The following is a 25,342-nucleotide window of genomic DNA, read 5'->3' as shown; positions in this document are numbered from 1 at the left end:
GCCGCCCGGCAACGGGCGGTTTTTTTTGCCCGTCCCCCGCCCGTTCGCCACGATCCGCCTGCCGCCGTCATCACGGCAACACAAGCCCAAGCCACCCTATGGCCTGGCCCCCTGCCCTCGACGCCCCGTCAGCCCCCCTTGTTGACGCACCGCAACCAAGCCTATGCTCAACATGACCAAAATATGACCCGTCATCAAATCCCTCCCTGTCATTGACTAACATCTCGGCTTTTGCCGCTGGACACCCCCGCCATGTCGGAACAGGAATTGAAACTGCATGTGCCCACGGCGTCGCGCCAGGCCGTGCTGCGAGAGATCAAGCAACGCGAAGCGACGCGCATCCGCCTGCATGCGATGTACTTCGACACGCCCGAGCGCGAACTGGCCCGGGCCCGCATCGCCATCCGCCTGCGCCAGGAAGGGCGCGATTGGGTGCAGACGCTGAAGATGCCCGGCATCAACGCCATCACCCGCATCGAACTGAACCACCCGCGCCCGGGCCCCGTGCTCGATCTGTCGGTCTACGCCGGCACCGAAGTCGAGGCCGCGCTGGCCGCCATCAAGGGCGAGCTCGGCCTGCGCTATGAAACCGACGTGCAGCGCATGCTGCGCAAGGTGCGCACCCGCTATGGCACCGTCGAACTCGCTTACGACACCGGCATCCTGCGCGCCGGCGCGCTGGAACTGCCGATCTCCGAACTCGAATTCGAACTGGTTTCGGGCCGCCCCGCCGCCATCTTCGCGGTGGCGCGCGGCTGGCAGCAGCGCCACAGCCTGGTGCTGGATCCGCGCAGCAAGTCCGAGCGCGGCGACGCACTGGCCCAACTGGCGCAGCGCCTGGCTGATGTCGACGCCATCCCGGGCGACGACCTCGACAGCCGCCGCGCCCAGGCCATCGCCCTGTTCTGGGCGCCGCGCGGCGCCGCTGCCATCAAGCTGCGCGAGGACATGACCGCATCCCAGGCCATGGGCCGCATCGCCGCCGAATGCCTGGACCAGATCGCCCGCAACGCCGCCGTGCTGGCCGAAGTCGACACCGAAGGCGTCTACCGCGCCGGCAATTCCGAGCACGTGCACCAGTTGCGCGTCGGCATCCGCCGCCTGCGCTCGGCCTGGAAGCTGTTCGACGGCTGGGTCGCGCCGGTCCCCGAGGCCATCCTGCAGGGCGTGCGCGCGCACTTCGCCGCCTTCGGCGCCAACCGCGACCAGGACGTGCTGAACGAAACCGTGGCGCCCGCGCTGATGCGCGCGGGCATGCCGGTCATCCCGATGGAGGCCGCGCCGCCCGAACAGGACGCCCGCGCCATCGCCGGCGGCAAGGCCTTCCAGGCCTGGCTGCTGGACCTGCTGGAATGGAGCCTGGACGTGCCGCCCGCGGCGCCGGCCAGCGACGGCCTGCCGGTCGCCAACGGCATGCCCAGCGACGCCGCGCCCGAGCCGGCCATCCGTCTGGAAGGCGGCATCGCCGGCCCCAGCGTCAAGCCCACCATCATCCCCATGCTGGCGCCCGAGCCCGATCCGCAGCAACTGCCCAAGCAACTGGCGCGGCGCCTGCACCGCTGGCATAGCAAAGTGGCCGGCCAGGGCGCCCAGTTCGCCACGCTCGATCTGCCCACGCGTCACGAACTGCGCAAGCGCGGCAAGCGCCTGCGCTACAGCCTGGCGTTCGCCGAATCGCTGCTGCCGCCGGCCAAGCTGCGCGGCTACCGCAAGCTGCTGTCGCGGGTGCAGGACATCCTGGGCGAGATCAACGACCTGGCCGTGGCCAAGGATTACTACGCGTCGTGTACGGCCACGCATCCGCAGGCCTGGTTCGCGCTGGGTTGGATCAGCGCGCGCCTGGAAGAACTGGCGGTGGATGCGCAACGCGCCTTCGACGACCTGGCCAACAGCAAGCCGTTCTGGAAGTAAGGCGGCGCGGTCCACCGCGGATCGCGTTCTGCCCGCCGAAAACACCGCGCCCCACGTCCGCTGCATCGCGGGCGTGGGGCGCGGTGTTTTCGACGCCGGGCGCGAGGCCCGGGCGGCGATCAGTGGGCCTGGTCAGTCGGCCAGCAGGGCCCCGGCGAATTCATCCGCCACGAACGGCTGCAGGTCTTCGAGGCTTTCGCCCACGCCGATCCAGTACACCGGAATCGGCCGCACGCCCTGGCTGCCCGCAGCCACCGCCGCCAGCGTGCCGCCCTTGGCGGTGCCGTCCAGCTTGGTCACGACCAGTCCGGTCAGGTTGATGGCCGCGTCGAACGCGCGGATCTGCGCCAGCGCGTTCTGGCCGGTGTTGCCATCGACCACCAGCAGCACCTCGTGCGGCGCGGCCGGGTCGGCCTTGCCGATGACGCGGCGGATCTTCTTGAGTTCTTCCATCAGGTGCAGTTGGGTCGGCAGGCGGCCGGCCGTGTCCACCATCACCACGCCCATGCCGCGCGCGCGGCCGGCGTTGACCGAATCGAACGCCACCGCCGCCGGGTCGCCGCCATCCTGCGAGATCACGGTGACATTGTTGCGGCTGCCCCATTCGATTAGCTGCTCGCGCGCGGCGGCGCGGAAGGTATCGCCCGCGGCCAGCAGCACGCTGGCGCCCTGGCGCTGGAACGTATGCGCGAGCTTGCCGATGGACGTCGTCTTGCCGGCGCCGTTGACGCCCGCGATCATCACCACCAGCGGCTGCGCGCGCTTCAGGTCGAAGGCACGTTCCAGCGGACGCAGGTGATCGGCCAGCAGTTGGCGCAGCGCCGCCTTGACCTTGGCCGGGTCCTCGATGCGTTCCTTCTTGACCCGCGCGCGCAGCGCGGTCAGCAGCTTCTCGGTGGCCTCCAGGCCGGCATCGGCCATAATGAGCGCCGATTCGAGTTCCTCGAACAGGTTCTCGTCGACCTTGACGCCGACGAAAATGCCGCCAATGCTCTGGCCCGTGCGCGACAGGCCCTGCTTGAGCCGCGACAGCCAGGACGCCTTCTTGGGCGCGGGCTCCGGCTCGGGCGCGGCGGGTGCCGGCGCGGCAACGGCCGGCGCGGCAACGGCCGGCGCAGCCGCGCTGGGCGTCGCCGCGGGGGCGGCGGCAACGGGCGCGGCCAGCGGCGCCGAGGCTTGCGGTTGCGGCACCTCGGCCGGCGCGGGTTGCGGCACACTGGCCGACACGGGCGCGGGCACTTGCGCGGCCGGCACCGGCAGCGTCACCTCCGGCGCCACGACGGGCGCGATTTCGCGCGCCGCAATGGCGGGTTCGACGGGCTGGACGGGAACGCCGGCCTCGGCCTGCGGCGCGATCCCGGCGTCCACCTGCTCCGGCGGCGGCGCGGGCTGGGCCGGCGCGGCGGGCGGAGGGGATTTTTTCTTGAAGAAGCGGCTAAACATGGGTAACAAGTATATTCGTATCGTCGGGGGCCAATACCGGCGCACCCCTATCGTCGTGCCCGACGTGGAGACGCTCCGCCCGACGCCCGACCGGGTGCGGGAAACGCTGTTCAACTGGCTCAACCACCTGTGGGGCGGCGAATTCGCCGACAAGCAGGTGCTGGATCTGTTCGCCGGCAGCGGCGCCCTGGGCTTCGAGGCGGCCTCGCGCGGCGTGGCGCATGTGCAGATGGTCGAGCGGGACAAGACCGCCGCGTCCGCGCTGCGGACACTGCGCGACAAGCTCAAAGCCGACATGATACGCATCCATGTGGGCGATGCGATGCAGGTCGCCGAAAGAATGGATGCGTCCCGATTTGACCTCATTCTTCTGGATCCGCCCTTCGGACAGGGCTGGCTGCCGCGCCTGTGGCCGCTGCTGCCCGGCATCCTGGCCGAGGGCGGACTGGTCTACGTCGAGGCCGAAAGCCCCATCGAGCCCCCCGAGGGTTTCACGATCCTGCGGCAGGACAAGGCCGGGGCGGTTCACTACCATCTCCTGGAATTTGCTGCATTGCGCAAATAGATCAATAATCCGAGCTTCGGAGGATGGTGTACACCACTAATAACGGTACGGAGCTCGCATGATCATCGCTGTTTACCCCGGCACTTTCGACCCGCTGACCAGAGGCCACGAAGACCTGGTCCGCCGCGCCGCCACGCTTTTCGACAAAGTCGTGGTCGGCATCGCGCACAGCCGCAACAAGAAGCCCTTCTTCAGCATCGACGAGCGCGTGGACATCGCGCGCGAAGTGCTGGGGCACTATCCCAACGTGGAAGTGCAGAGCTTCGGCGGCCTGCTCAAGGACTTCGTGCGCGACCAGGGCGGGCGTGTCATCGTGCGCGGCCTGCGCGCCGTGTCCGACTTCGAATACGAATTCCAGATGGCCGGCATGAACCGCCACCTGCTGCCCGACGTCGAGACCCTGTTCATGACGCCGTCGGATCAATACCAATTCATCTCGGGCACCATCGTGCGCGAAATCGCCCAGTTGGGCGGCGACGTCAGCAAGTTCGTGTTCCCCTCGGTGGAACGCTGGCTGCAGGAAAAAGCCAAGGAACGCCGCGAGCAGTCCTGGCCGGGCTGAGGCCCGCGCCCACCGCCACCGAATCTCCGAAGGGCGCCCCAGGCGCCCTTCTTGCGCTGTTGCGGCCCGCGCCGGCCGAAGGGCCCGCCGGCGCCAGGGACATGCCGCGGGCGCCGGCGGGCGCGGCAGTACAATTGCAGCGACCCGCCTGATTCCGCCGCCCCCATCATGGCCCTGACCATCACCGAAGAATGCATCAATTGCGACGTTTGCGAGCCCCAGTGCCCGAACGACGCGATTTCCATGGGCGAGGACTACTACGTCATCGACCCCGACCGCTGCACGGAATGCGTCGGCCACCACGACGAGCCGCAATGCAAGGTGGTCTGTCCGGTCGAGTGCATCGAACTGCACCCGCAATGGAAGGAAGGCCAGGACCAATTGATGGCCAAATACCGCCGCCTGACCGGTGCCGCATGAGCGACACCGCGCAACCCGGCTTCGACACCCCCGCCACCCGCCCCAACGCCCGCCGCGACCTGTCCGCCTCCGCCATCGCGGCCGGGCTGGTCGCCGTGCTGGTCAGCTTCGGCGGCACCGCGGTGCTGATGGTGCAGGCCGGCCACGCCGCCGGCCTGGACGCGGCCCGCATCGGCTCCTGGATCGGCTCGCTCAGCCTGGTGCTGGGACTGGGTGGCGCGGCCTACAGCCTGCGCACCGGCCTGCCCATCGTCATGGCCTGGTCCACCCCTGGCGCCGCGCTGCTGGTCACCGCGCTGGCCGGCGTGCCGTTTCCCGAAGCCATCGGCGCCTTCGTGCTGGCGGCCGCGCTGACACTGGCCTGCGGCCTGTTCGGCTGGATCGATCCGATCCTGCGCCGCATTCCCGGTGAAGTCGCCGCCGCCATGCTGGCCGGGGTGCTGCTCAACTTCGGCATGGGCATCTTCACCAACGTCGGCAAGCAGCCGGCGCTGGTGCTGGCGATGTGCGCCGCCTACCTGACTTGCCGGCGCTGGGCGCCACGCTACGCCGTGTTGGTGGTGATGGCCGTGGCGGTCGCCACGGCCGCCGGCCTGGGGCTCATGCAGGTCGACCAGCTCGACTGGCACCTGACCGAATTCGTCTGGACCACGCCCGCCTTCAGCATGCAGGCCGCGATCAGCCTGGGCGTGCCGCTGTTCGTGGTGGCGATGGCCTCGCAGAATCTGCCCGGCCTGGCCATCCTGCAGGCCGCCGGCTACCGCCCGCCGGCCTCGCGCCTGGTGGCCGCCACCGGCTTGCTGGGCCTGCTGGCCGCCCCCTTCGGCGCCCACAGCGTCACGCTGGGCGCGATCAGCGCGGCCATCTGCACCGGGCCCGAAGCGCATGCCGAACCCTCCAAGCGCTACATCGCCGCCGCCACCTACGGCGTCAGCTATGTCGCGCTGAGCATCGTCGCCGGCGCGGTCGCGGTGTTCTTCCAGGCGCTTCCGGCCGCGCTGCTGGCGGCCCTGGCCGGGCTGGCGCTGCTGGGCACCATCATGGGCGGCATGGCCGCCGCCATGGCCAATCCGCAACGGCGCGAAGCCGCGCTCATCACGCTGCTGGCAACGGCCTCGGGCTTCAGTTTCTGGGGGATCGGTTCGGCCTTCTGGGGCCTGGTGGCGGGCCTGCTGGCCCACACCGTGTTCGAATACAAACGCAAGCCGGCGGCCTGAACCGACGCCGTCACGCATGGATGGCCAATGCGCCCGGCGCTGGCTCGCCAGCGGCGCCCCGCGCCAGGTTCAGTCCGGCCAGACGGACACCGGCGTGTCCGGATGCACCTTCATGATGCGGCACGGCACCTGCACGAAGTTCGAGATCCAGGCGGCGGCCAGCTCGCCTTCGTCGACCACGTCGATGACCTGTTCGCCGACCTTCATGCTGTAGCGCACGCTGTCGTCGTCCTCGATCACATCCAGCGGAATATCCATGCGCAGCATGCCCGGCGCGCGCAGCACCAGGTAGCCCAGGCGCACTTGCGCTTCGACCTGCGCCAGCCGCGGGCACAGCTCGCGGTTGAGCCACTGGCCCGAATCATTGGCCACCAGCCATTGGCGGTGATAGGGCGCGGCCTCGGCCTGCGCCGTCACGCCGCACTGGGCGATGGGCTGGAAGGTGGCGGCGCTCATCTGCCCAACAGGCCCTTGAGCGCCTTGTCCACCGCCGCGCCGCCCTTGCCCTTGCCGGTGACGGCTTCACGCAGCTTGTTTTCCAGGCTGCGCTTGAGGATGCCGGCAACGGCGTCCTTCCACAGCAACGTGTACGAAGGCTTGTCGAACGGGCCCTTGACGCGCACCGGGATGGTCACGTCCTTCAGGTCGATCAGTTCCTTGCCTTCCGGGTCGGCGGCCGGGTTGACCACGCGGACGCGCGCCACCAGGTCCAGCTCGCTCTTGACGAAATCGATGGTGGCCGGCTCGCCCTGCGTCACCCGCAGCAACGGCGACACCACATTCAGCCGCTTCACGCTGGCCACGCCCTTGGTGAAGGCCAGGTCGGCCTCCATTTCGGAGAACGCGGTCTGCTTGCTGGTATCGGCCGCCACGGTCTCGTCCTGCGACTCCGGCTTGAGCGCGGCCTTCAGCTCACGCAGCGTCTGCGTCAGGTTGATGCCCTTGACGGCGCCGTCGCGCAGCCGCACCTGCAGCGTGCCACCCAGGCCGCTCTTCATGGCGTAGGGATTGGCGCCGGCGGTCTTCAGGTCCAGCGCCAGGCTGCCGGTGCCGCTGAGCACGTTGCGCTGCGCCAGATCCATCAGCAGCGGCTCGATGGCGATGCCGGCCAGCGACATCTTGGTGGCCAACTGGTTGCCCTGCGCCGCGTCCAGCGACAGCGCGCCAGCCAGCTTGCCGCCATACAGGCCGGCGGTCAGGCTGGAGATATCGAGCTTGCCGCGATCGAGCTTGATGGCGGCGGCGACATCGTCGGCCTTCAGGCCGCGCACCACCAGCTTGCCGACCTTGAGCGTGCCGTTCACGCTCGGGCCGACCAGCGCCGACAGGTTGATCGTGTCGTCCACCGGCGCGGCCGGCGCCGGCTGAGCCGGCTTGGTCTCGTCCTTCTTGCCGTCGACGGGCGGCTTGGCGGGCGCGGTGGCGACCGGCGGCACCAGCTTGTCCAGGTCCAGCGTATCGACGGCCAGCGCGAAGTTCACCTGCGGCGCATCGCTCAGCTTGGCGATGTCGGCGGTCAGGTCGAACTTGCCGCCTTCGAGCACGGCGTTGATCTTGCTGTTGGCCGTGTCCTTGAGCAGGTCGACGTTGAGGCTGCCGATCACGGGAATCTGCAGGTTGCCCTTGGGCAGGCCCGGATCGGTGATGCTGACGTCGCCGCGCAGCCCCGACAGGCCACCCTGGCGCTGCAACAGGTTCAGCGTCAGCGGCGAAGCAAAGGTCAGCTTGACGACCCGCTCGCCCTTCTTGGAGGTGCTGTCGAGCTTGGCTTCCTTGATGTCGAGCTCGGTGGCGTTGCCGCTGATGCCGTTCAGGCCGAAGCTGGCGTCCAGGCCGCTGATGCGCACGCGGCCGGTCAGGGCCTCGCCCGTGGCCTGCGTGGGCGAAATGTTCAGCGCCGGCGCATCCACGGCGAATTCAAACGGGCCATCGGCCACGCTGCCCTTGGCGCGCACCGCCAGCTTCTCGATCTGCAATTGGCTCTTGTGCGGGTCGATCGACAGCTTGGGCATGGCCACGCTGGCCTCGACATTGGTGGCGCGCGCGCCCGGGTCGGTGATCTCGCCCTGGAACACGACTTCCAGGCCGGCCACGTCCAGCGCCGACTTCTGGCCGTTGAACGCCAGGTTGCCGCGCATCGCCAGGCTCTTGGCTTCCGCGCCCGGCAGCTTGCCGTCCATGCGCAGGTCCAGCTTCTGCGCCGCATAGCGCTTGGCCGACGGATCCAGCGTCAGCAGCGCCTGGCCGGTCAGGTTGGCGTCGATGCGCGGATTGCCACCCTCGACGCGCGCATTCAGGCGCACGTCGAACGGCTGGTTGAAGGTGACGCGGCCGGTATTGGCGTTGATCCGGGTCACGGCCACGGCCATGCCCGACATCTCGTCCTGCAGCAGCACCTCGCCGTCCTTCAGGTCGAGACCGGCGATATCGATCTGCATGTTGTTGCGTGACGACGGCAGGGTGCCGCTGGTCAGCGCCTGCGCGGCGGTCTGCGCCGCTCCAGCCAACGCCTCGGCCGGATTGGCGGGCGTGGCGACGACGGGCGCGGTGCCGCCCACCAGGTTGCTGAAATTGAACTGGCCGTCCTTGTTGCGCACCACGCGCGCCTTGAAACCGCTGATGGCGACGTGATCGACCACGAAGCTGTTGGACAGCAGCGGCCACACGGCCACCGCCAGGCGGGTGCTCTCGATGGAGGCGAAGGTGTCGGTGCTATTGACCTCGGACAGCGACACGCCCTGCACCGACAGGCCAATGCGCGGGAACAGCGACAACTCGATCGCGCCGTCGATCGTGAGGGTGCGGTGATAGCGTTCCTGGACCAGCTCTTCGAGCTTGTACTTGTACGCGTTGGGGTCGAACGTCAGCAGAAAGATGGCCAGGCCAACGACGGCCACGACAACCAACACCACCAGGCCTATCAGAATGCGCTTGAACCACGTTTTCATTGCCGCCCCGTCGGTACCTCGACTGGTAATCCTTGAATGCCATCCGCCGCGCCGGGCGCGGAAATGGCGCTATGCCGTCGCGCCGGGCGCGCGGCTTCCTGATTTGTCCGTCTTCGATCGCGTGCCGCCGCGAGCGCCAGGCCGGAAGCCGGGACGCCAAGCGGAAAGGAACTGCCATGGAAAGACCTGCTGAAGACGCCAGCATGACCAGCGTGCACATACCGCTATCGTAACAAATCAGGCCCCTCTGCGCGCCCGACTTGAAACTGACGGTTTTCTGTCCCGGGGATTGTAGGGCTAGAATGATTGATCCATCAATCATTGATCTATCCAATAATGCCCGCCGCCGCCCCCAGCGCCCCGTATTCGCCCGGTCAGGTGCTGCCCTTCCGGCAGACGCTGCTTGCCATGCTGGGCATGTGCTTCGTCATGATGATGGTCGCCATCGACCAGACCGTGGTGGGTACCGCGTTGCCCACCATCGTGGCCGAACTCAAGGGCTTCGCGCTGTATGCGTGGGTGGCGACGTCCTATCTGCTGACCTCGGTCATCACCGTGCCGATTTTCGGCCGCCTGGGCGACTACTACGGCCGCAAGCCCTTCGTGGTGGCGGCGATCGTGCTGTTCACGCTGGCCTCGGTGCTGTGCGGCGCCGCCGACAGCATGTTCGCGCTGGTGCTGGCGCGGGCCTTGCAAGGCATCGGCGGCGGCATGCTGGTGGGCACGGCCTTCGCCTCCATTCCCGACCTGTTTCCCGACCCGCACGTGCGGCTGCGCTGGCAGGTGATGCTCAGCTCGGCCTTCGGCATCGCCAACGCGGTCGGCCCGACCCTGGGCGGCGCGCTGACCGAGCACTATGGCTGGCGCTCGGTGTTCTACGTCAACCTGCCCATCGGCGTCCTCGGCCTGTGGTTCGTGACGCGCTACCTGCCGCACTTGCGCAACCACGCCACCGGTAAGGTGCGCCTGGACTGGCAGGGCGCGCTGCTGATCGCCGCCGCGCTCGGCAGCCTGCAACTGCTGGTGGAACTGCTGCCCAATGAAGGCGCCAGCGCGACCATCGGCCTGCTGGGCGCGGGCAGCGCCGCCGCCTTCGGCCTGTTGATCTGGTGGGAACGGCGCTGCCCGCATCCGCTGCTGCCCTTCGACATGTTCCGCAACCGTGGCCTGGCCATGCTGTTCATCCTGGCCCTGCTGGTGGGCGTGACGATGTACTCGCTGCTGTTCTACGCGCCGCTGCTGTTGCAGGGCGGCTTCGGGCTGTCGCCGCAGGACGCGGGCCTGCTGATCACGCCGATGGTGGTCTTCATCACCGTGGGCAGCATCATCAACGGCCGCATCATCACCCGCATCGGCAACCCCAACCGCATGCTGTACGCGGGCTTCATCCTGATGGCGCTCTCCTGCCTGGGCATCGTCACCACCCACCAAGACACGCCGCGCGGCCTGATCGCCGCCTACATGCTCCTGGCCGGGCTGGGCATGGGCTTCATCATGCCCAACCTGACCGTATTCGCGCAGCAGACCGCCGGCCGCAGCCACCTGGGCATCGCCACCGCGCTGCTGCAATCGCTGCGCATGATCGGCGGCATGCTCGGCACGGCCGTGGTCGGCACCCTGGTCAGCCACCGCTATCTCACCGGCGTCGAATCGACGCTGCGCGGCGCCGCGGCGCGCTGGCTGCCGCAACTGGACGACCCGCAGATGCTGGTCAACCCCCAGGCCCAGAGCCAGTTCCTGGCACAATTGGCGCATCAAGGCCAGGATGGAACGTCGCTGATCGAGACCGCGCGCGTAGCGCTGGTCGGCGCCATCCACCAAGGGCAGCTCATCGCCCTGGCGGTCGCGCTGCTGGCGCTGTGGTGCGTGCGGCGCGTCCCCCTGGTGCAATTGGCGCGCCCCGCCAAGCCGGAGCCCGCCGCCGTCGGAGAGTAGCTTTTGCCCAAACAACAACAGGGCCTGCAGGTCATCCAGCACATGGGCCAGACCTACCGGGTCATGCAGAGCGCCTTCAGCAGCCGGGTCGGCCATGCGCTGCCGCGCTGGCGCATCCTGCTGGCGCTGCATGAAAACGGCCCATGCTCGCAAAAGCACCTGGCCGAGCGCTGCCGCCTCGATCCCGCCTCGCTTACCCGCCAGCTCCAGGCGATGCAGAAACTCGGCTGGATCGCGCGCGCCGTCGATCCGCACGACAACCGCCTGACCAACGCCCGCCTGACACCGGCTGGCCAGGCCGTGGTCGACGAGGCCCTGCCCAAGCGCGCGGCCTTCTTCGACGAATCGCTCAAGGGGCTGTCGGCCGCCGACATCGACACGCTGAACCGCGTGCTCAACGTGCTGGAAGAAAACTTCCTGCGCGCGGCGGGCGGCGGCAAGGGCGAGTAACGCCACACCCCGCAAGCCGCGTTGACATCCCGGAACGTTATTCAATAACATTCAATTAATATATTGATTGTTATTTTCATTTCACCGGAGTCCGCATGGCCCCTGACCTTCTGCTTCGCGCCGCGCTGATCGGCGCCGGCGCCACCCTCGTCATGGACCTGTGGGCGCTGCTGCTCAAGCGTCTGTTCGGCATTGCGTCACTGGACTACGCGCTGGTCGGCCGCTGGCTCGGCCACCTGCCCCAGGGGCGCTTGAGCCACCCCGCCATCGTCCGCTCGGCGCCCGTGACGGGCGAACGCGCCATCGGCTGGCTCGCCCATTACGCCATCGGCATCGTGTTCGCCCTGGTTCTCCTGGCGATCTGGGGCCCGGCCTGGGCCGACCGGCCGACCCTGCTGCCGGCGCTGATCGTCGGCATCGCCACGGTCGCGGCGCCGTTCCTGATCCTGCAGCCCGGCATGGGCGCCGGCCTCGCGGCGTCCAGGACGCCAAGACCCGGCCTGGCCCGGCTACGCAGCCTAATGGCGCACGCTTCGTTCGGCGTCGGGCTCTATCTCGCGGGATGGGGGGTGGCGCTGGCGCGCGGCGCCTGAACGGCGCGCGCCCCCTTAAACAAGTCTTCTTTTGCCGGCGCGGGCTGCCGCGCGCCCCCATTCCGCCCCGGATCCTGCATATTCCTGCACAGCCGCATCAATAAATAAAAACGCGAATCGATGCGATTTCATTTCAAGAAATACAGGGATAGATCGCCATGCACCGACACTCATCAGGCTCGCCCGTCCTTTTCAGCCTGCTTGCCATTGCCCTGACATCCGCATCCGCGCACGCGCAAACACAGCAACCGGGCATTGCGGGCAACCCCTCGCACGGCCCGGCCACGCTCCCGGCCATTGAAGTGAGCGGGCAAACCGACGAACCTACCGAGGCGACCCGATCCTATACCGTGCCCGCCACCCGCGCCTCGACCGGCCTGACGCTGAGTCCGAAGGAAACGCCCCAGTCCGTGTCGGTGGTGACCCGCCAGCAGATGGACGACCAGGGCATGCAGTCCATCGGCGACGTCCTGGGCAGCACCACGGGCATCACCTTCGTCGAGTTGGACAACGGCGGGCGCACCACCTGGCGGGCACGCGGCTTCGACATCACCAACTACAAGGTCGATGGCCTGTCGATCATCGGCGGCTCGTCGTTCAACGGCGGCGGCAGCGGCGCGATCAACATGGATCTGTACGACCGCGTCAGCATCGTGCGGGGCGCGAACGGATTGTTGGGCGGCACCGGCGATCCCTCCGCCACCGTCGACCTGGTGCGCAAGCGCCCTGGCCGCGCGCTCGGCGCGAGCCTGACCCTGCGCACCGGAAGCTGGAACAAGAAGAACGCCGTCGGCGACATCAACATACCGCTGGCGGCGGACGGCCGCGTCCGCTCGCGCCTGGTATTCAGCGGCGAGGACTCCGACGAGTTCCGCGACCACTCGGGCATCGAACGGCAGGGGTTCCTGGCCAGCTTCGCCATGGACGTGACGAACCGTACGCAGGTGGGCCTGGGCTTCCAGTACGAACACAGCATCTTCCACGGCGCCTCCTGGGGCGCCAACGTGCCCGCCTGGTTCGCGGACGGATCGCCGACCCATTTCCGCCGCAGCCTCAACCTCGCGGCGGACTGGAGCAAGACCGACATGGAAGCGAAGACGCTGTTCGCCTCGCTCGACCATCGCTTCGACAACGACTGGAAGCTGCGCGCCGACTATGCCCACACCTCGCGCGCGGACCTGAACAACAAGGGCGCCATCAAGGTCAACAACGGCAGGGTCCGCTGGCCCCATTGGAATCAGGACGGCAGCGGCGCCTACCTCAATGCCATCCATTCGGAGACCGAAGGCGAAACCGACGCGTTCTCGCTGGATCTATCGGGGCCCCTGGAACTGTTCGGACGCCGGCACGAACTGCTCGTCGGCCTGAACGGCTCGCGCATGGACGAACCGTCCTGGACTTTCAACAGCAGCAACTGCAGCATCGACGGCATCGCCGGCTTCCGGGGCCGCTGCCAATACCGCACCGAGTTGCCCGTCGCGGATTGGCGCGCCTGGCGCGGCGACGAATATGGCAACATCCGCGCCTTCCGCACCGACGCCCGCCGCGTCACCCGGACAACGCTATATGGCGGCTACGTCGCGGGCCGCTTCGAGCTCGCCAACGACCTGACCCTGATCACCGGACTGCGCCGCAGCGTCTACCAGATCCACAGCGACAACTACAACGCGACGGGCTCCCGCGGCGCGCGCACCGGCGAAAACGCCGCCCACGCCTGGACGCCCTACTACGGCCTGGTCTATGGGTTGACGCCCAACTACTCGGTCTACGCCAGCTACACCGATGTCTTCACGCCGCAGACCAGCAAGAACGAAAGCGGCGACACCCTCAAGCCCATCACGGGCGCCAGCTACGAGGCCGGCATCAAGGGCGAATGGTTCAATGGCGCGCTCAATGCCGCCGTGTCGGCATTCCGCAGCCTGCAGAAGAACGTCGCCCTGAAAGACGGCGACAGGTTGACGCCGGATGGTGAACAGGCCTACCAGCCCGGCACCGGCGTCATCGTCAAGGGCGTGGACGCCGAGATCGCCGGCGCCGTGACGGCCGCCTGGAACGTCTATCTGGGCTACACCTATCTGGACGTCGGCAACAACGACACCGCCGAGCGCCCCGATCCACGCCATCTGCTGCGGCTGAACACCACCTACCGGCTGCAGGGACTGCTGCGAGGGCTGACCATCGGCGGCGGCCTGACCTGGCAAGGCAAGACGGTGTCCGAGCCCTACCCCGGCCGGCCCAATGGCCGAGGCGGCTTCGACGACTCGCCGATTCCCCTGAAGGGGTATGCGCTGTTCAACGCGATGGCGCGCTACGACATCAACCGCCATCTGTCGGCCATGCTGAACGTCAGCAACCTGTTCGACAAGACGTACTACCGGCAGTATGGGTTCTACAACGGCTTGATCTATGGCGAGCCGCGGCGGGTGACGTTGAGCTTGCAGGCGAAGTTTTGAAGGCACCGTCGCGCACGGAGCGGCATGCCTGACGCATGCCGTCGGAGAGCGCCTTGTTTGCGGCACAGTTCGGCCACCTTGGCCCCTGCCTTGGCCTCCTTCAGCACCCCGATGATCTGTTCTTCCGTAAATCGTTTCTTCATTGCCGTTCCTTTGTGAACGGACTCTACATCGATTTCGTACTAACCACGGGGAGCAGGTCACTGCGCCCAAGAGCCACCTATCGCGGTGTCCACTAAAACTTGACCACCACAAAGTGCATGAGCTGCGGTATCGAAATACACGGGAACGAGGCGAAACGTTGATAGGGAGAAAATCACCGGTAGCTGGCTAACTTGATACAGACCAACTCGGCCTATCACGACGTCGAGCCGCCCCCTTTCGATAGCAAATCCGTCGTGAACTCAGGCAGAGCGGGTGGAAACAACGGCAGTCTATCTGGCAAGCCAATCCCGGCTAGGGCTCCCCAAGGCTCACAATCGACTTATCGGCTGTCTACGATCCATAAAAAGCACCGGCCTGCCGACAAGCATCCAGAAAGGGCATTTTAAGAAAGTTGCATTCGGCGTACGGATTCCTCTGCACCTGTCGCGCTAACGTTGCCATGAAGTCAGCAGGATCTCGACCGTCCATTTTCCACTCGTCCAGCACCTGCGTCAGCCAGTATTTACCGTTGTTCTCCGCGCAGATTTTGGCTCTGTAGCGCTCTTCAATTCCGTATGCGTGCTTCCATGTGTCGAGTTCTTCAGCCAATTCCGCAGGACCGAGTTGAATTGTGATGTCGGCATGCTTCAATTTATCGAAGTCTGCATGTTGCAAAGTAACCTGCAATTCAACGGTATGGCTGACAACTGCATACGGATAGAAGGCCTTACGCCGTCCCACTGCACTGTGTACAGGATCTTTGCTTAGTTTATAGGTGCTATTGCACTCATGGCAGGCGGGAGCGAGATTGCGAAAATTGATGGAATTGAATGGATATAGCGCTTTCGGCAAATAGTGGTCGTAGGCTTCGCGTTTGCTGTGATTCTCACCCTTGATATCGCCTATGCCGCAGAACGGACACTTCCCTGTTTTGTTGGTGGACACGAAGGCTTGATAGTGATCGTCGATATCACCGATCTTGGCGCGCAGTGCAGCGAGACCCAAAAGCGATTGCGAATACAGTCCCTTGAAGAAGATACCGAGTTGATCTGCAAGTTCTTTGTGATTGACGGCGATGTCGGCGTAACGGGCGAGGTGCGTTGCAGGATCGTTGGCACAGACTTTTTCCAGATCGTTATTGCCCTGATACCACAGCTTGAACTGGTCAATCTCTCTCGGTGAGAGTGATGCGAAAAGATCGTAGATTGCCTTCACATCTTTGTAAAACGCCTTTCCTCGCTCTGCCGCTTGCGCGGAAAAGCCGAACTCGCCCATGACCTCCTTGAGTTCCGGGCTGCCGTCAAAAAGGTCCGGATGGAAGACCAAGCCAACCGGTGCTTTGCACCAGACCTCATGAAAAATGAAGTCAATAAACACCTGCATCTTCTCCATCTGATGCGGCACATAGGTATACGAGAACAACATCAGTCCTGCTCCTCCCCATTGTCTGACTGAGCGCTGTCAAGAATGGCTTTGATCAACAGCACTTTCTCCACCGAGTCACCGAGCTGCTGGTGAATCTCCGTGATCAGGGCTTCCTTGTCTTCGGTGCCCTGTTCAAAGCGGGCCCGCAAGGCGTCCAGCAAGGCCTTCGCATGGCCGCCGACGGTTTCGCGCTTGCCAAAGGTGTTCATGGTGATCTTGTTAATCGAAGCGCCCAGCGTGTTGTACGGCGGGTGGCTGATGCTGACCTTGCCGCTGGCTTTGTCCTTGGCAAACACCAGCACCTTGTCCGGCTTGCTGTCGGAGATCAGAAATGGTGTGTGGGTGGTGATCAGCATTTCCTGCGCGAATTCACCCTGGCCCGGCAGGCACTGGCGCAAGCGGCTGATGAAGTTGGCGCGCCAGTCGGGATTGAAGTGCGTTTCGGGCTCGTCGAGAAGGAAAAGGCTGTTGGTCTCCCGAAACAGCAGGCACAGGCCGAGGCTGTGCAGCAACTGGTGCTCGCCGTCCGACAATTCCTTGAGCATCATCGGCTCGGCCACGCCCTGCTTGGTGAAGTGCACGAACTTGAAACGCATGATGCGCTGGTCGGATGCCAAGGTTGGCACCGTCTCGCTGACGTAGTGGCTGGTCGAAGTGTAGAGATCGGCCTTCAGCACATCGCTGACGGCATACAGGTTGAGCGTCAACAGCACCTGAAATGCCTGGAACAGCGCCAGCGCCGAACCATCGAAGTTCTCGCGGAATGCCTGCCGGGTCGCCTCATTCACCCAGTAGTCGAGCACCAGCGCATCGCTGGCGTCGTCGTTGTAACTCAGAGTGGCACAACGCTTGAGGGCGCTCACCACCAGCGAGGACTTCTCGTCAGCCTCCAGCAACTGCAGCAGATTCAGGCGATAGCGCGTATTTCCCGGCTCATCAGTTTCCGAGAGCGCGGGGTTGTCTTTTATGATCTCGCGGCGAACCCAATCATCAACTGACTGGCTGATATCAGACTCTGAAAGTCCGCGTGTTCGAGCTTCCGCCTGTATTCGATTCCGTCGCTCGCGCTTCTGATCTTCATCAGCGAGGTCGAAGGCTTCCAGTTGTATTGCATCGATCGGAATTCGGCGGCGCAGGATGATGCGGAATTCCCGCAAGGCCTCGATGCCCACATCCTCGCGGAAGGGCTGAAGTGTGCTCTCGCCCTGAAACAGCAGGTTGCACAGCAGGATGGCCTGACTGAATCCGCTGTCCAGATAGGCCAGCCGCGTCTCGGGGTGGCCGGGGTAGCTCAGTTGGCGGGTCAGTGCATTCCAGTACTCGTCGAACTGCACGAAACGCATCTTGAAGAAGGGCAGACTGAGGATCTCGTTCTCGCCCGAGGAATAACCCAGCACGTACTGCGGCAACAGGATGTCGGCGTGTCCGCCCTTGAACGCCTCATACACATCGGTGTCGAAGTCGTCCTGGTTGTCCCAAAGAAATCGCACCGATTCACCGGCCTTCTTCCACACACCCACTTTCGCCCACGGCGGGCTGTCGGGACTGCGGTACTCGGCGGGCACGCGGATCAGGTAGTCCAACTCAAAGGCGACGGGCGAAACATCCAGCGCCTCGTCCTGCAAGGCCTCCGGCAGAAAGCTGCGCCGCACGCGCAACACTTCCAGTTGAAAGAAGACGGCCGCCAGCGCTTCGAGCAAGTTGGATTTGCCGCTGCCATTGGGCCCGGCGCAAACGAAGGGCGCAAAGTCGTTCGCTTGCGCCAGCTCGTCCTGCAAGCTCCACTCGGTGCGAAAGTGGTGTTCAAAACCGCAAGGCAGGCTGCGAAAGCCGGCCGGATCGGTGATCTTGAGGCGCAGAAGTTTCATGCCGGACTTTGCTCGGCGGTGGCTTTGAGCTCGATGCAGTTGCCCGCATCGTCAAACCCCTGAGTCAACGCGCCTGCTGCCAGCGACTTGAACACCCAGGCTTTGATGTGCTCGTAGTCATCGCTGCCCAGTTCAAAGTCATTGTCCGTATGTAGTTCAGCCAGTCGGGTTTGCGCGGCGGCGATGAATCGTTCGAGGGAGAAAGCCGCACTGCCCAACTGCGTACGATAGGCCTCCAGCCAGAAACGCAGCAGCGGCGCAAGGTGCGTGCGGTCTTGCAGTGCGGGCAGCAGTAAATCGGTTTCGGGCAGTTCGATCACCGGCGTGGTGATGGGCGCAGGCACGGCAGCAACCACCGGGCTTTCTCCTTTGATGGGGGCGGCAGGCAAGGCCACCCGCGACAAATCCAGTTCACCCTTGAAGGCCTGCTGGCTCAGGGCACCGTAGAGGGCTTCGAGATCGGTGAGGCTTTGTTGGTAGCGGGATTTAAGGGCTTCGACCTTTTCGACGATCGCGGCGAACTGGTTCTGCAGACCTTCATCGGGAATTGGGATTGGTAGGCCAGAAAGAATCTGTTGATTGATATTCTGAATGTTCGCCCCTTGCCCGCCCTGAAAAAGAACACGGCGGAATGCTGCGGAGCGGAAGAGGTGAGCAACGTAAACTGCGAGCAGAGAAGCATCAGTAATACGGTACCGAATGCAAAAGCCACTGTAAGTGGCTCGCTCCTTTCCTGGATACACCGCCATGCAGCGGCCTACCAGCTCTCTGTTTCCATTGGATCGGACAAAGAGGAGGTCGCCGTCATGGAGGAAATAGTCCGCCGCAGGCAGTTCGTTGAGTTCAATGAATCCAAGGCTATCAAAATCATCTAACGCAGCCTTGGATTTGAAATCACCCACGCCCAGATAGCGAACAGTCACGCCACTCTCGCCCTTGCCGAAGTTAAGGCCATTCTTGAACGAGCCATATGAACCAAGGGAGCCTATCTTCCACCCTTTCTGATTTCGTACCGGGTCGCCAAACATCTCCAGAAACACGCTCTTGAGCAGGTCGTCGAGTTGTTGCAGGTGTTGTTTGCGCTGGGCGATCAGCCCTTCAACTTTGCCTAGCAGGTAGGCAATGCGGATTTGATTGTCGAAATCAGGGAGATCGATTTCAAGATTCCGAACAATCGTTGCTGAAAGGTTCTTCAGTGCAACACCACGACCTTGATTAATAAGTCTCTGCTTGTTGCTTGAAAACCAAGTCTTGAGGAATCCAAGATCAATTTCATTTTCTCTTTTTGGACGGATGCCAAGAATTGCTTGATTGGTCGATAGTTCTCGCCCGCAAATGCCGACCTTCCCAATTGAGCCATACATGGCAAATAGAAGAGTCCCCTCGGGAAACAACTTGCCACGAATGCTCTTTAACCCTTCAGCAGAAATGTGCTCCTCGGTATCATGAACTACGCCATTGACGGCGTTTTCAATGTCGGAAATTTTTGCCCAAGGAATATTACCCTTGAAATTCTCTGGATTAGTTCTTGATGGTGTGCCGCCGCTCGATATGTCGCAAACGTCAGAAAGTTTGACTTTCCTCATCCCACAATCCCCTTCAACTCCAGCAGCTCGCGCACGATGCCGCTTCGCACCTTGGAGAGATCCGCTTCATCCACATCGCCCACCTCGGCCTGAATCAGCCGATCCAGAATCACGCTCGGCTTGTCGTAATGCACTTCCTCGAAGACATCCTGCTTATAGCGTGAGAGCGAGAGGTCGTAGTTGTTCTTCTCGTCAGTAATCTCGGCGCGCGGCACCATGAAGCACTTGGCGGTGCGGTCGGTGTCGGTCGCCGCGTTGCGGGCGTGGAATTGGGCGATGATGTCTTGCAGGTCGCCAAAGCCTTCCTGCTTGCTGCGCTTGTCGTCCAGCGAATAGCCGTCGGCGGCCATTTCGTAAAACCAGACGTGTTCGGTGGCGGCTTTGCTCACCTTGTCTTTCGGCCCCCAAACCTTGGTGAACAGCAGAATGGCGGTGCTGACCCCGGCATAGGGTTTGAACACGCCGCTGGGCAGGGTGATCACGGCCTTGAGGTCGCAACGCTCCACCAGCATCTGGCGCAGCGTTTTGAATGCTCCGCCAGAGCCAAACAGCACGCCCTGCGGCACGATCACGCAGGCAGTGCCACCCTTCTTGAGCAGGCGATAGATGTTCTCGACAAACAGCAGTTCGGTCTTGGTGGTGGAGAGTTGCAGGTTTTCGTTGATATCACCCTTGTCGATGCTGCCGGTGAAGGGCGGGTTGGCCAGCACGATGTCGTACTCGGCTTCTTCGTTGTAGCTCTTGCTCAGGGTGTCCTGATAGTCGATGTGCGGCTCATCAATGCCGTGCATCATCAAGTTCATCAGACCCAAGCGCACCATGGTGGCGTCTATGTCGTAGCCGTACAGGCTTTCCTGCAGGATGGCCTGAGCCTTTTCGGTCAGTGCGGCAGCGATCGAGGTGCGGAAAAAGCCGTCTTCATCGGGCTCAAGGTTCTTGGTTCCTGCCTTGATGGCCAACTGGGTGACGATGTACTGGTAGGCGCCCAGCAGGAAGCCGCCAGTGCCGCAGGCAGGGTCGGCTATCTTGGAGCCTAGCTGTGGCTGCACCAGTTCGGCCATCAGCTTGATGATGTGGCGCGGGGTACGGAACTGGCCATTCTTGCCAGCGGTGGCGATCTCGGCCAGCAGCATTTCATAGACATCTCCCTGGATGTCCTGAAAGGACTGACCATTTTCCCGTGAGTCCTTCTCCATCACCTCGAAAATTTCGTCGATAGTCTTCACCGCTTCAACCAGTAGGGCTGGCTTGGGAATGATGAACACGGCGTTCTTCATATGATGGGTGAAATTGGATTCAGCGCCGTTCAGGTCTTTCAGGAAGGGGAATACCTTGCCCTGCACGTGCTGCAGCATCTCTTCGGCCGGCATGCGCTTGAACTCACTCCAGCGCAGCGTGCGTTTGTCGACTGGACGGTGTTCCGCCACAGGCCAGTTGCGCTCCTCGGGTGGAATCCAGGTGCCTTCAAACTTGGAGGTGTATTTCTCGCCGGTCCACTCGGCATCGGCCTGTCTCTTTTGATCCAGTTCGTCCAGCCGTTTCATGAACAGCAGGTAGGTGATCTGCTCGATAGCGGTAAGCGGGTTGCTGATGCCACCACTCCAGAATTTGTTCCAGAGCTGGTCGATCTTGCTTTTGAGTTCGGGATTGTTTTGAAGCATGGTGTGCTCTGCTATTTAGGCAGCCAACCGTTCGGTCAGCTGCAGGATTTCGTTGATTTCAAGTGGACTGAATACGCCACGGATGCCTTGCGGATGGATGACCGTGAAGGGGGCGTTGATCAGGTCTTTCTTCTCCACCTTTTCGCGCTCGATGATGAAGCCCTTCAGCAGATTGAGGAATTCCATCTGCCGGCTGCTAAGCGTGGTGTGGGCGCGGATGAATTGGTCAAAGGCGGCGCTGACCTCGTCCGGGAAGCTCCTGAGCACCTCAATACCCAGGATGTGGCGGATGAACTGGATGAAGCGCGCCTTGCGGTTCTTGTAGACCTGACGCAGCAGGTCTTCGGTGATGTGCGGGTGTTCTTCGTGCAGTAGTTCGGCCAGCTCTTTGGCCTCTTCACTGCTCACTGTCTCGCCGTTCTTGATCTTCTGCAGCACCGGGTTGTGCGCGGTGAGTTCGGCGATCAGGTTTTCCACCATTTCGCGGTAGTGGGTGATACTGACCGCCTCGTGCTGTGGGCCGAACTCCACCCATTCCTTCTTGTGGAGCTCATCGGCCAGATCGAGGTGGGTTTGCTCCTGGCCGCTGGATTGCTCGCGGAATTTCATGAGCGGGCCGAGCTTGTCGACCAGTTCGTCGAAGGCGTCTTCATCCGCCTTGGCCCAGTAGTGGCTGGTTTGCGCGGCGCGGATCAGGGCCTCTTCCTGCTTGACAAAGCCGACCGAGAGTGGCAATTCGCCGATCTGCTCGACGATGCCTTCCCTGAGGGTGTCGGCTTGTTCCTTCTCCTTGCTCAAAACGGCCAGTGAATATTCCAGCAGATCGCGCTCGAAGCGCATGGCCTTGAAATCGGCCTCGGACACGGTGCGGAACAGCGGCTTTATTTCTGCACGCAGGAACTCAAGGCGCTCGTGGCTGAGGCTGATCCAGAAGTTGTCATCTTCCAGCCGCGCCAGCGCGGCGGCGGCTTCCTTGATCACCACCGACTCTTTGGGTAACGCGGCAATCTGCAGGCGGAGCTTGGCGACTTCACGCGTGGCGATGTCGGCATGGCCGCTGTCATTGGCCTTTTCGATCTTGTCGAGGCGCAGGCCCACCAGCCGCACCGGGAGCGGCAACTGCGGTTTAAGCTCCTTGCCCTTGGGGTTGAGCTTGAAGTATTCGAAGTTGTCCCAGCAGTCGAGGATCAGGAACACATCTTTCTCAAGGCACCAAGGCTTGGGCTTGCTGGTTTCCAGCAGGCGTGTGCCGCGCCCGACCATCTGCCAGAACTTAGTGTACGAGTAGACCGGCTTGGCGAACACGAGGTTGACGATTTCGCGCACATCGATGCCGGTGTCGAGCATGTCCACGCTGATGGCGATGCGAGGCATGTCGTTGTTGGTGAATTGATCGAGCAGCCCACCTTTGCCGTAGACGCGCGGGTCATCCGACACAAGCACCTTTGCAAGCTCACCGTGGTACTGCGGGTAGAGCTTGTCGAAGATTTCTTCCATGCGCCGGGCATGGGCCTTGGTGGCGCAAAAGAAGATGGTCTTGCCTGGCAGCACGCCGTTGGCGTCCTTGATGGCCTCCTCCATGAATTCGCGGACGATCAGGGTGTTGGTGCCCTTGTTGATCACCTGCTTTTCAAGCTGAGTGCCCTCGAAGTTGATGTCTTCAACTTCCTTGCCTTGGAGGATCAGCTTCTTCTGGTCTTCCAGCGAAATGGTGCGCTTGCTGATGCCCTCCATCTGGAACTTGGTCTGAATCTTCATGACCTGGAAGTTGCAGAGGTAGGGCGGCACGTTGTTCACGGCCTCTTCATAGGTGTAGGCAAACGTGGGAATGCCATCTTCGCAATGAAAAAGCTGGAAGGTGTTGTGGTCAATGATGTCGGTCGGTGTGGCCGTGAGGCCCAGTGTGATGGTCTTGAAGTAGTCCAGCACTTCGCCAAAGGTGTTGTAGATGGAGCGATGGCTTTCATCGACGACGATGAAATCGAAGAAGTGCGACGACAGGTGCTGTGCCTCGTCCCGGATAATGTTGAGCATCGTCGGGTAGGTGGCAACATACACACGACGATCCGTCGCGATCAGCTTTTCACCCACATTGGGCCAGCGCGGCTCGTTGGGCATGTGTTCCTTGAAGGCGGCCAGTGCCTGTTCACGCAACGCTATACGGTCCACGAGGAACAGCACTTTTTCTGCATGACCAGCCCGCATTAAGGCATCGACCATGGCGATGCAGGTGCGGGTCTTGCCGGTGCCGGTGGCCATCACCAGCAGGAAATCGCGCTTCTTCTGTTCGATGCCTTCGAGCACCGAGCGTATCGCGCGAATCTGGTAATCCCGTCCGGCAATCGAAGTGTTGATGAATTCCTGCGTCAGCGGCTTGCGATTGCGACGGATGTAGGCGAAGCGTTCGAGATCATCGCGGGTGGGAAAGCCAACCACCTTGCGCGGTGGCGCGTTCTCCAGATCCCAGAAATAGAGCTCGTGGCCGTTGGTGTAGAAGCAGAACGGCAGCTCGCCGCCTAGCTGCTTCTGGATGTTGTAGCAGTATTGCTTGGCCTGCTCGCGGCCAATGGCGGCATCGCGGCTGGTCTTCTTGGCCTCGATCACTGCCAGGGGTTTGCGGTCTTTGCCGAGCAGGACGTAGTCGCTGAACTGGTGGCCCTCGTAGGGGGTGCGCGGCTCGGCCACGCCCACTGGCAAGGCAGTGAGGATGTCGAATTCCTCGACAACCTGGGTGGGGTCTTTGACGTTCCAGCCTGATAACGCGAGTTGCTGGTCAATCAAGTCGGCTCGTGTCTGTGCCTCGGATTTAGACATGCCTAGCCTCCCTGGCTATGCGGAAGCGTTGGCTACCTGCGGCCATTTCCTCGGTCTGGAACGCGGGCACGTTGCCGCAAGTGTGATCGTCGCGGATGTCGAGGCTGAAAATACTTTTTCTAGTCTTCATTTCTCACCGCCTTGATTGATGCGAAGCCACTTTGCTCCACGCCCCTTGCCGGTCGATTCGATCAGTCCCTCTGACTTCATCACCCGCAACACCAGCCGCACCATGTCCCGGCTCACGCCCGGGCAGGCCTCTTCAATCTCGGAAATCGAGAACGGCAGGGTGCGCCCCAGAACTTCCGTCCGCACCCGGTCGCCCTTGCTGCCACGGCCACGCTCAATGGTGCTGACACGCTCCTCGAACTCGCGGTAGGCCCGTAGCAAGGCTCCCCAGAAGTAGTCGAGCCAGGGCTTTACGTCGTGCTGCCCCTGGTGCCAGCCCTGCGAGCTTGCTTCCAGCGTCTCGTAATAGCTTTCCTTGGTATCTTCGAAGATGCGTTCCAAGCTGATGTAGCGGCCCGCGGCATAGTCGAAGTGGTAGAGCAGCAGCATGGTCAACAAGCGGGACATGCGACCGTTGCCGTCCGGGAAAGGGTGGATGCACAGGAAGTCGAGCATCGCCAGCGGCACCAGTACCAACGGGTCGGCCAGGTGCTGGTCCAGCGCGGTGGCGTAGCGCCCTGTCAGATCAGCCATGGCCATCGGCGTTAGATGCGAAGCCACCGGCTGGAAGCGCAGACGCGACGTGCCATCCGGGTGACGCTCGATGATGTCGTTATTGGTGGCCTTCCAGCGTCCGCCCGCCTGCGGCATATAGCGGTACAGCAGGGTGTGCAGTTGAAGCACTACGCCCTCACTGAAGGGCATGTGCGCGGCCGATTCGTGGATCAGCGCCAGGGCGTCACGGTAGCCGGCGATCTCCTGTTCGGAACGGCTCTTTGGCGTTGCGTTGCGGATGACCAGGGACTTCAGCCGCGAGGGTGCGACGACAACACCTTCCAGCCGGTTGGACGACTCGGTGGACTCCACCACCGCGATCTGGCGTAGCCCCTTGAGGGCTTCGGGCGACTGCGCAGCGTAGAGTTGCTGCTTACCCTGGTACTCGCCAAGTGTGCGCAACGTGGCGGCCTGGGTGCCATCGAAGCGAAGCGCGGCAAGGTACTCGGGTGTGAGCGAGTGCATGAAAATGTAAATCTAGGCTATCTAAATGGGGTAATCATAGCCACTAAATAGGGCATTGTCTCTAAAAATGCCTCATTAACGGTGTTGGACTACCCCATTTCCTGAACACAACAGCGGTCGTGAGGGGCCGGCATGGCTGACTGGGAAGGAAATAGACAA

The 25,342-nt window shown here is 63.2% G+C and carries 18 protein-coding genes and 1 pseudogene; 9 read left to right on the top strand and 10 right to left on the bottom strand.

Features of this window, described 5'->3' with window-relative positions:
• The first annotated feature begins 252 nt into the window (after nucleotides 1–252).
• A complete protein-coding gene (locus ACN6O8_RS14040; protein ID WP_427991638.1) occupies nucleotides 253–1,911 on the top strand; it encodes a CHAD domain-containing protein in 1,659 nt (552 codons plus the stop codon).
• Nucleotides 1,912–2,043: 132 nt separating this feature from the next.
• Here ACN6O8_RS14040 and ftsY read toward each other — a convergent pair whose 3' ends face one another.
• Complete coding sequence (gene ftsY / locus ACN6O8_RS14035; protein WP_427991637.1) at nucleotides 2,044–3,354, bottom strand: signal recognition particle-docking protein FtsY; 1,311 nt, start codon at nucleotides 3,352–3,354, stop codon at nucleotides 2,044–2,046.
• Here ftsY and rsmD point away from each other — a divergent pair.
• The 4 genes from rsmD to ACN6O8_RS14015 all read left to right on the top strand — a co-directional run bounded on the left by rsmD (nucleotide 3,353) and on the right by ACN6O8_RS14015 (nucleotide 6,118).
• On the top strand, nucleotides 3,353–3,919 hold the full coding sequence (rsmD, locus tag ACN6O8_RS14030; protein ID WP_427991933.1) for a 16S rRNA (guanine(966)-N(2))-methyltransferase RsmD: 567 nt from the start codon (nucleotides 3,353–3,355) through the stop codon (nucleotides 3,917–3,919). The genes ftsY and rsmD overlap by 2 nt on opposite strands.
• A gap of 58 nt (nucleotides 3,920–3,977) precedes the next feature.
• Entirely contained in the window at nucleotides 3,978–4,481 is a 504-nt protein-coding gene (gene coaD / locus ACN6O8_RS14025) for a pantetheine-phosphate adenylyltransferase (protein ID WP_006385942.1), read from the top strand.
• A gap of 168 nt (nucleotides 4,482–4,649) precedes the next feature.
• Nucleotides 4,650–4,901 carry a YfhL family 4Fe-4S dicluster ferredoxin gene (locus ACN6O8_RS14020; RefSeq protein ID WP_427991636.1) on the top strand — a complete coding sequence of 84 codons (252 nt, stop codon included), beginning with the start codon at nucleotides 4,650–4,652 and terminating at the stop codon, nucleotides 4,899–4,901.
• Complete coding sequence (locus tag ACN6O8_RS14015) at nucleotides 4,898–6,118, top strand: benzoate/H(+) symporter BenE family transporter (RefSeq protein WP_427991635.1); 1,221 nt, start codon at nucleotides 4,898–4,900, stop codon at nucleotides 6,116–6,118. Before ACN6O8_RS14020 ends, ACN6O8_RS14015 begins: the two co-directional genes overlap by 4 nt.
• A 69-nt stretch (nucleotides 6,119–6,187) precedes the next feature.
• On the opposite strand, the gene ACN6O8_RS14010 is transcribed toward ACN6O8_RS14015, so the two are convergent.
• A complete protein-coding gene (locus tag ACN6O8_RS14010) occupies nucleotides 6,188–6,574 on the bottom strand; it encodes an MOSC N-terminal beta barrel domain-containing protein (RefSeq protein ID WP_427991634.1) in 387 nt (128 codons plus the stop codon).
• Nucleotides 6,571–9,066, bottom strand: a complete 2,496-nt coding sequence (locus tag ACN6O8_RS14005; protein WP_427991633.1) for an AsmA family protein — start codon at nucleotides 9,064–9,066, stop codon at nucleotides 6,571–6,573. The genes ACN6O8_RS14010 and ACN6O8_RS14005 overlap by 4 nt, the downstream gene beginning before the upstream one ends.
• Before the next feature lie 336 nt (nucleotides 9,067–9,402).
• Here ACN6O8_RS14005 and ACN6O8_RS14000 point away from each other — a divergent pair, with 336 nt between their 5' ends.
• From ACN6O8_RS14000 to ACN6O8_RS13985, 4 genes are all read left to right on the top strand, one after another.
• Nucleotides 9,403–11,001: an MDR family MFS transporter gene (locus tag ACN6O8_RS14000; RefSeq protein WP_427991632.1), complete on the top strand. Its 1,599-nt coding sequence runs from the start codon at nucleotides 9,403–9,405 to the stop codon at nucleotides 10,999–11,001.
• 3 nt (nucleotides 11,002–11,004) lie between these two features.
• Complete coding sequence (locus tag ACN6O8_RS13995) at nucleotides 11,005–11,451, top strand: MarR family winged helix-turn-helix transcriptional regulator (protein WP_427991631.1); 447 nt, start codon at nucleotides 11,005–11,007, stop codon at nucleotides 11,449–11,451.
• 95 nt (nucleotides 11,452–11,546) lie between these two features.
• Nucleotides 11,547–12,044: a DUF2938 domain-containing protein gene (locus ACN6O8_RS13990; RefSeq protein WP_427991630.1), complete on the top strand. Its 498-nt coding sequence runs from the start codon at nucleotides 11,547–11,549 to the stop codon at nucleotides 12,042–12,044.
• A 302-nt stretch (nucleotides 12,045–12,346) separates the two neighbouring features.
• Nucleotides 12,347–14,497, top strand: a complete 2,151-nt coding sequence (locus ACN6O8_RS13985) for a TonB-dependent siderophore receptor (protein ID WP_427991629.1) — start codon at nucleotides 12,347–12,349, stop codon at nucleotides 14,495–14,497.
• Between the two features lie 50 nt (nucleotides 14,498–14,547).
• Here the strand turns inward: ACN6O8_RS13985 and ACN6O8_RS13980 are convergent.
• The 7 genes and pseudogenes from ACN6O8_RS13980 to ACN6O8_RS13950 form a co-directional block, all read right to left on the bottom strand.
• Nucleotides 14,548–14,640: pseudogene (locus ACN6O8_RS13980) on the bottom strand (transposase); the annotation flags it as partial.
• Nucleotides 14,641–14,992: 352 nt separating this feature from the next.
• A complete protein-coding gene (locus tag ACN6O8_RS13975) occupies nucleotides 14,993–16,066 on the bottom strand; it encodes an HNH endonuclease (RefSeq protein ID WP_427991628.1) in 1,074 nt (357 codons plus the stop codon).
• The gene (locus tag ACN6O8_RS13970; RefSeq protein WP_427991627.1) at nucleotides 16,066–17,934 is read right to left on the bottom strand and encodes a restriction system-associated AAA family ATPase; all 1,869 of its coding nucleotides are present in this window, start codon (nucleotides 17,932–17,934) and stop codon (nucleotides 16,066–16,068) included. Before ACN6O8_RS13970 ends, ACN6O8_RS13975 begins: the two co-directional genes overlap by 1 nt.
• Nucleotides 17,931–19,520, bottom strand: coding sequence for a restriction endonuclease subunit S (locus ACN6O8_RS13965; RefSeq protein WP_427991626.1), 1,590 nt, complete (start codon nucleotides 19,518–19,520; stop codon nucleotides 17,931–17,933). Before ACN6O8_RS13965 ends, ACN6O8_RS13970 begins: the two co-directional genes overlap by 4 nt.
• Nucleotides 19,517–21,181, bottom strand: a complete 1,665-nt coding sequence (locus tag ACN6O8_RS13960; RefSeq protein WP_427991625.1) for a type I restriction-modification system subunit M — start codon at nucleotides 21,179–21,181, stop codon at nucleotides 19,517–19,519. Before ACN6O8_RS13960 ends, ACN6O8_RS13965 begins: the two co-directional genes overlap by 4 nt.
• A gap of 15 nt (nucleotides 21,182–21,196) precedes the next feature.
• The gene (locus ACN6O8_RS13955; RefSeq protein WP_427991624.1) at nucleotides 21,197–23,995 is read right to left on the bottom strand and encodes a DEAD/DEAH box helicase family protein; all 2,799 of its coding nucleotides are present in this window, start codon (nucleotides 23,993–23,995) and stop codon (nucleotides 21,197–21,199) included.
• 126 nt (nucleotides 23,996–24,121) lie between these two features.
• Complete coding sequence (locus tag ACN6O8_RS13950) at nucleotides 24,122–25,183, bottom strand: Fic family protein (RefSeq protein WP_427991623.1); 1,062 nt, start codon at nucleotides 25,181–25,183, stop codon at nucleotides 24,122–24,124.
• Nucleotides 25,184–25,342: the final 159 nt, after the last annotated feature.

Source organism: Achromobacter sp. (assembly GCF_050285565.1).
Classification (GTDB): Bacteria; Pseudomonadota; Gammaproteobacteria; order Burkholderiales; family Burkholderiaceae_B; genus Achromobacter.
The sequence above is the reverse complement of the archived record's forward strand: the minus strand, read 5'-3'. Positions and strand labels throughout refer to the sequence as shown.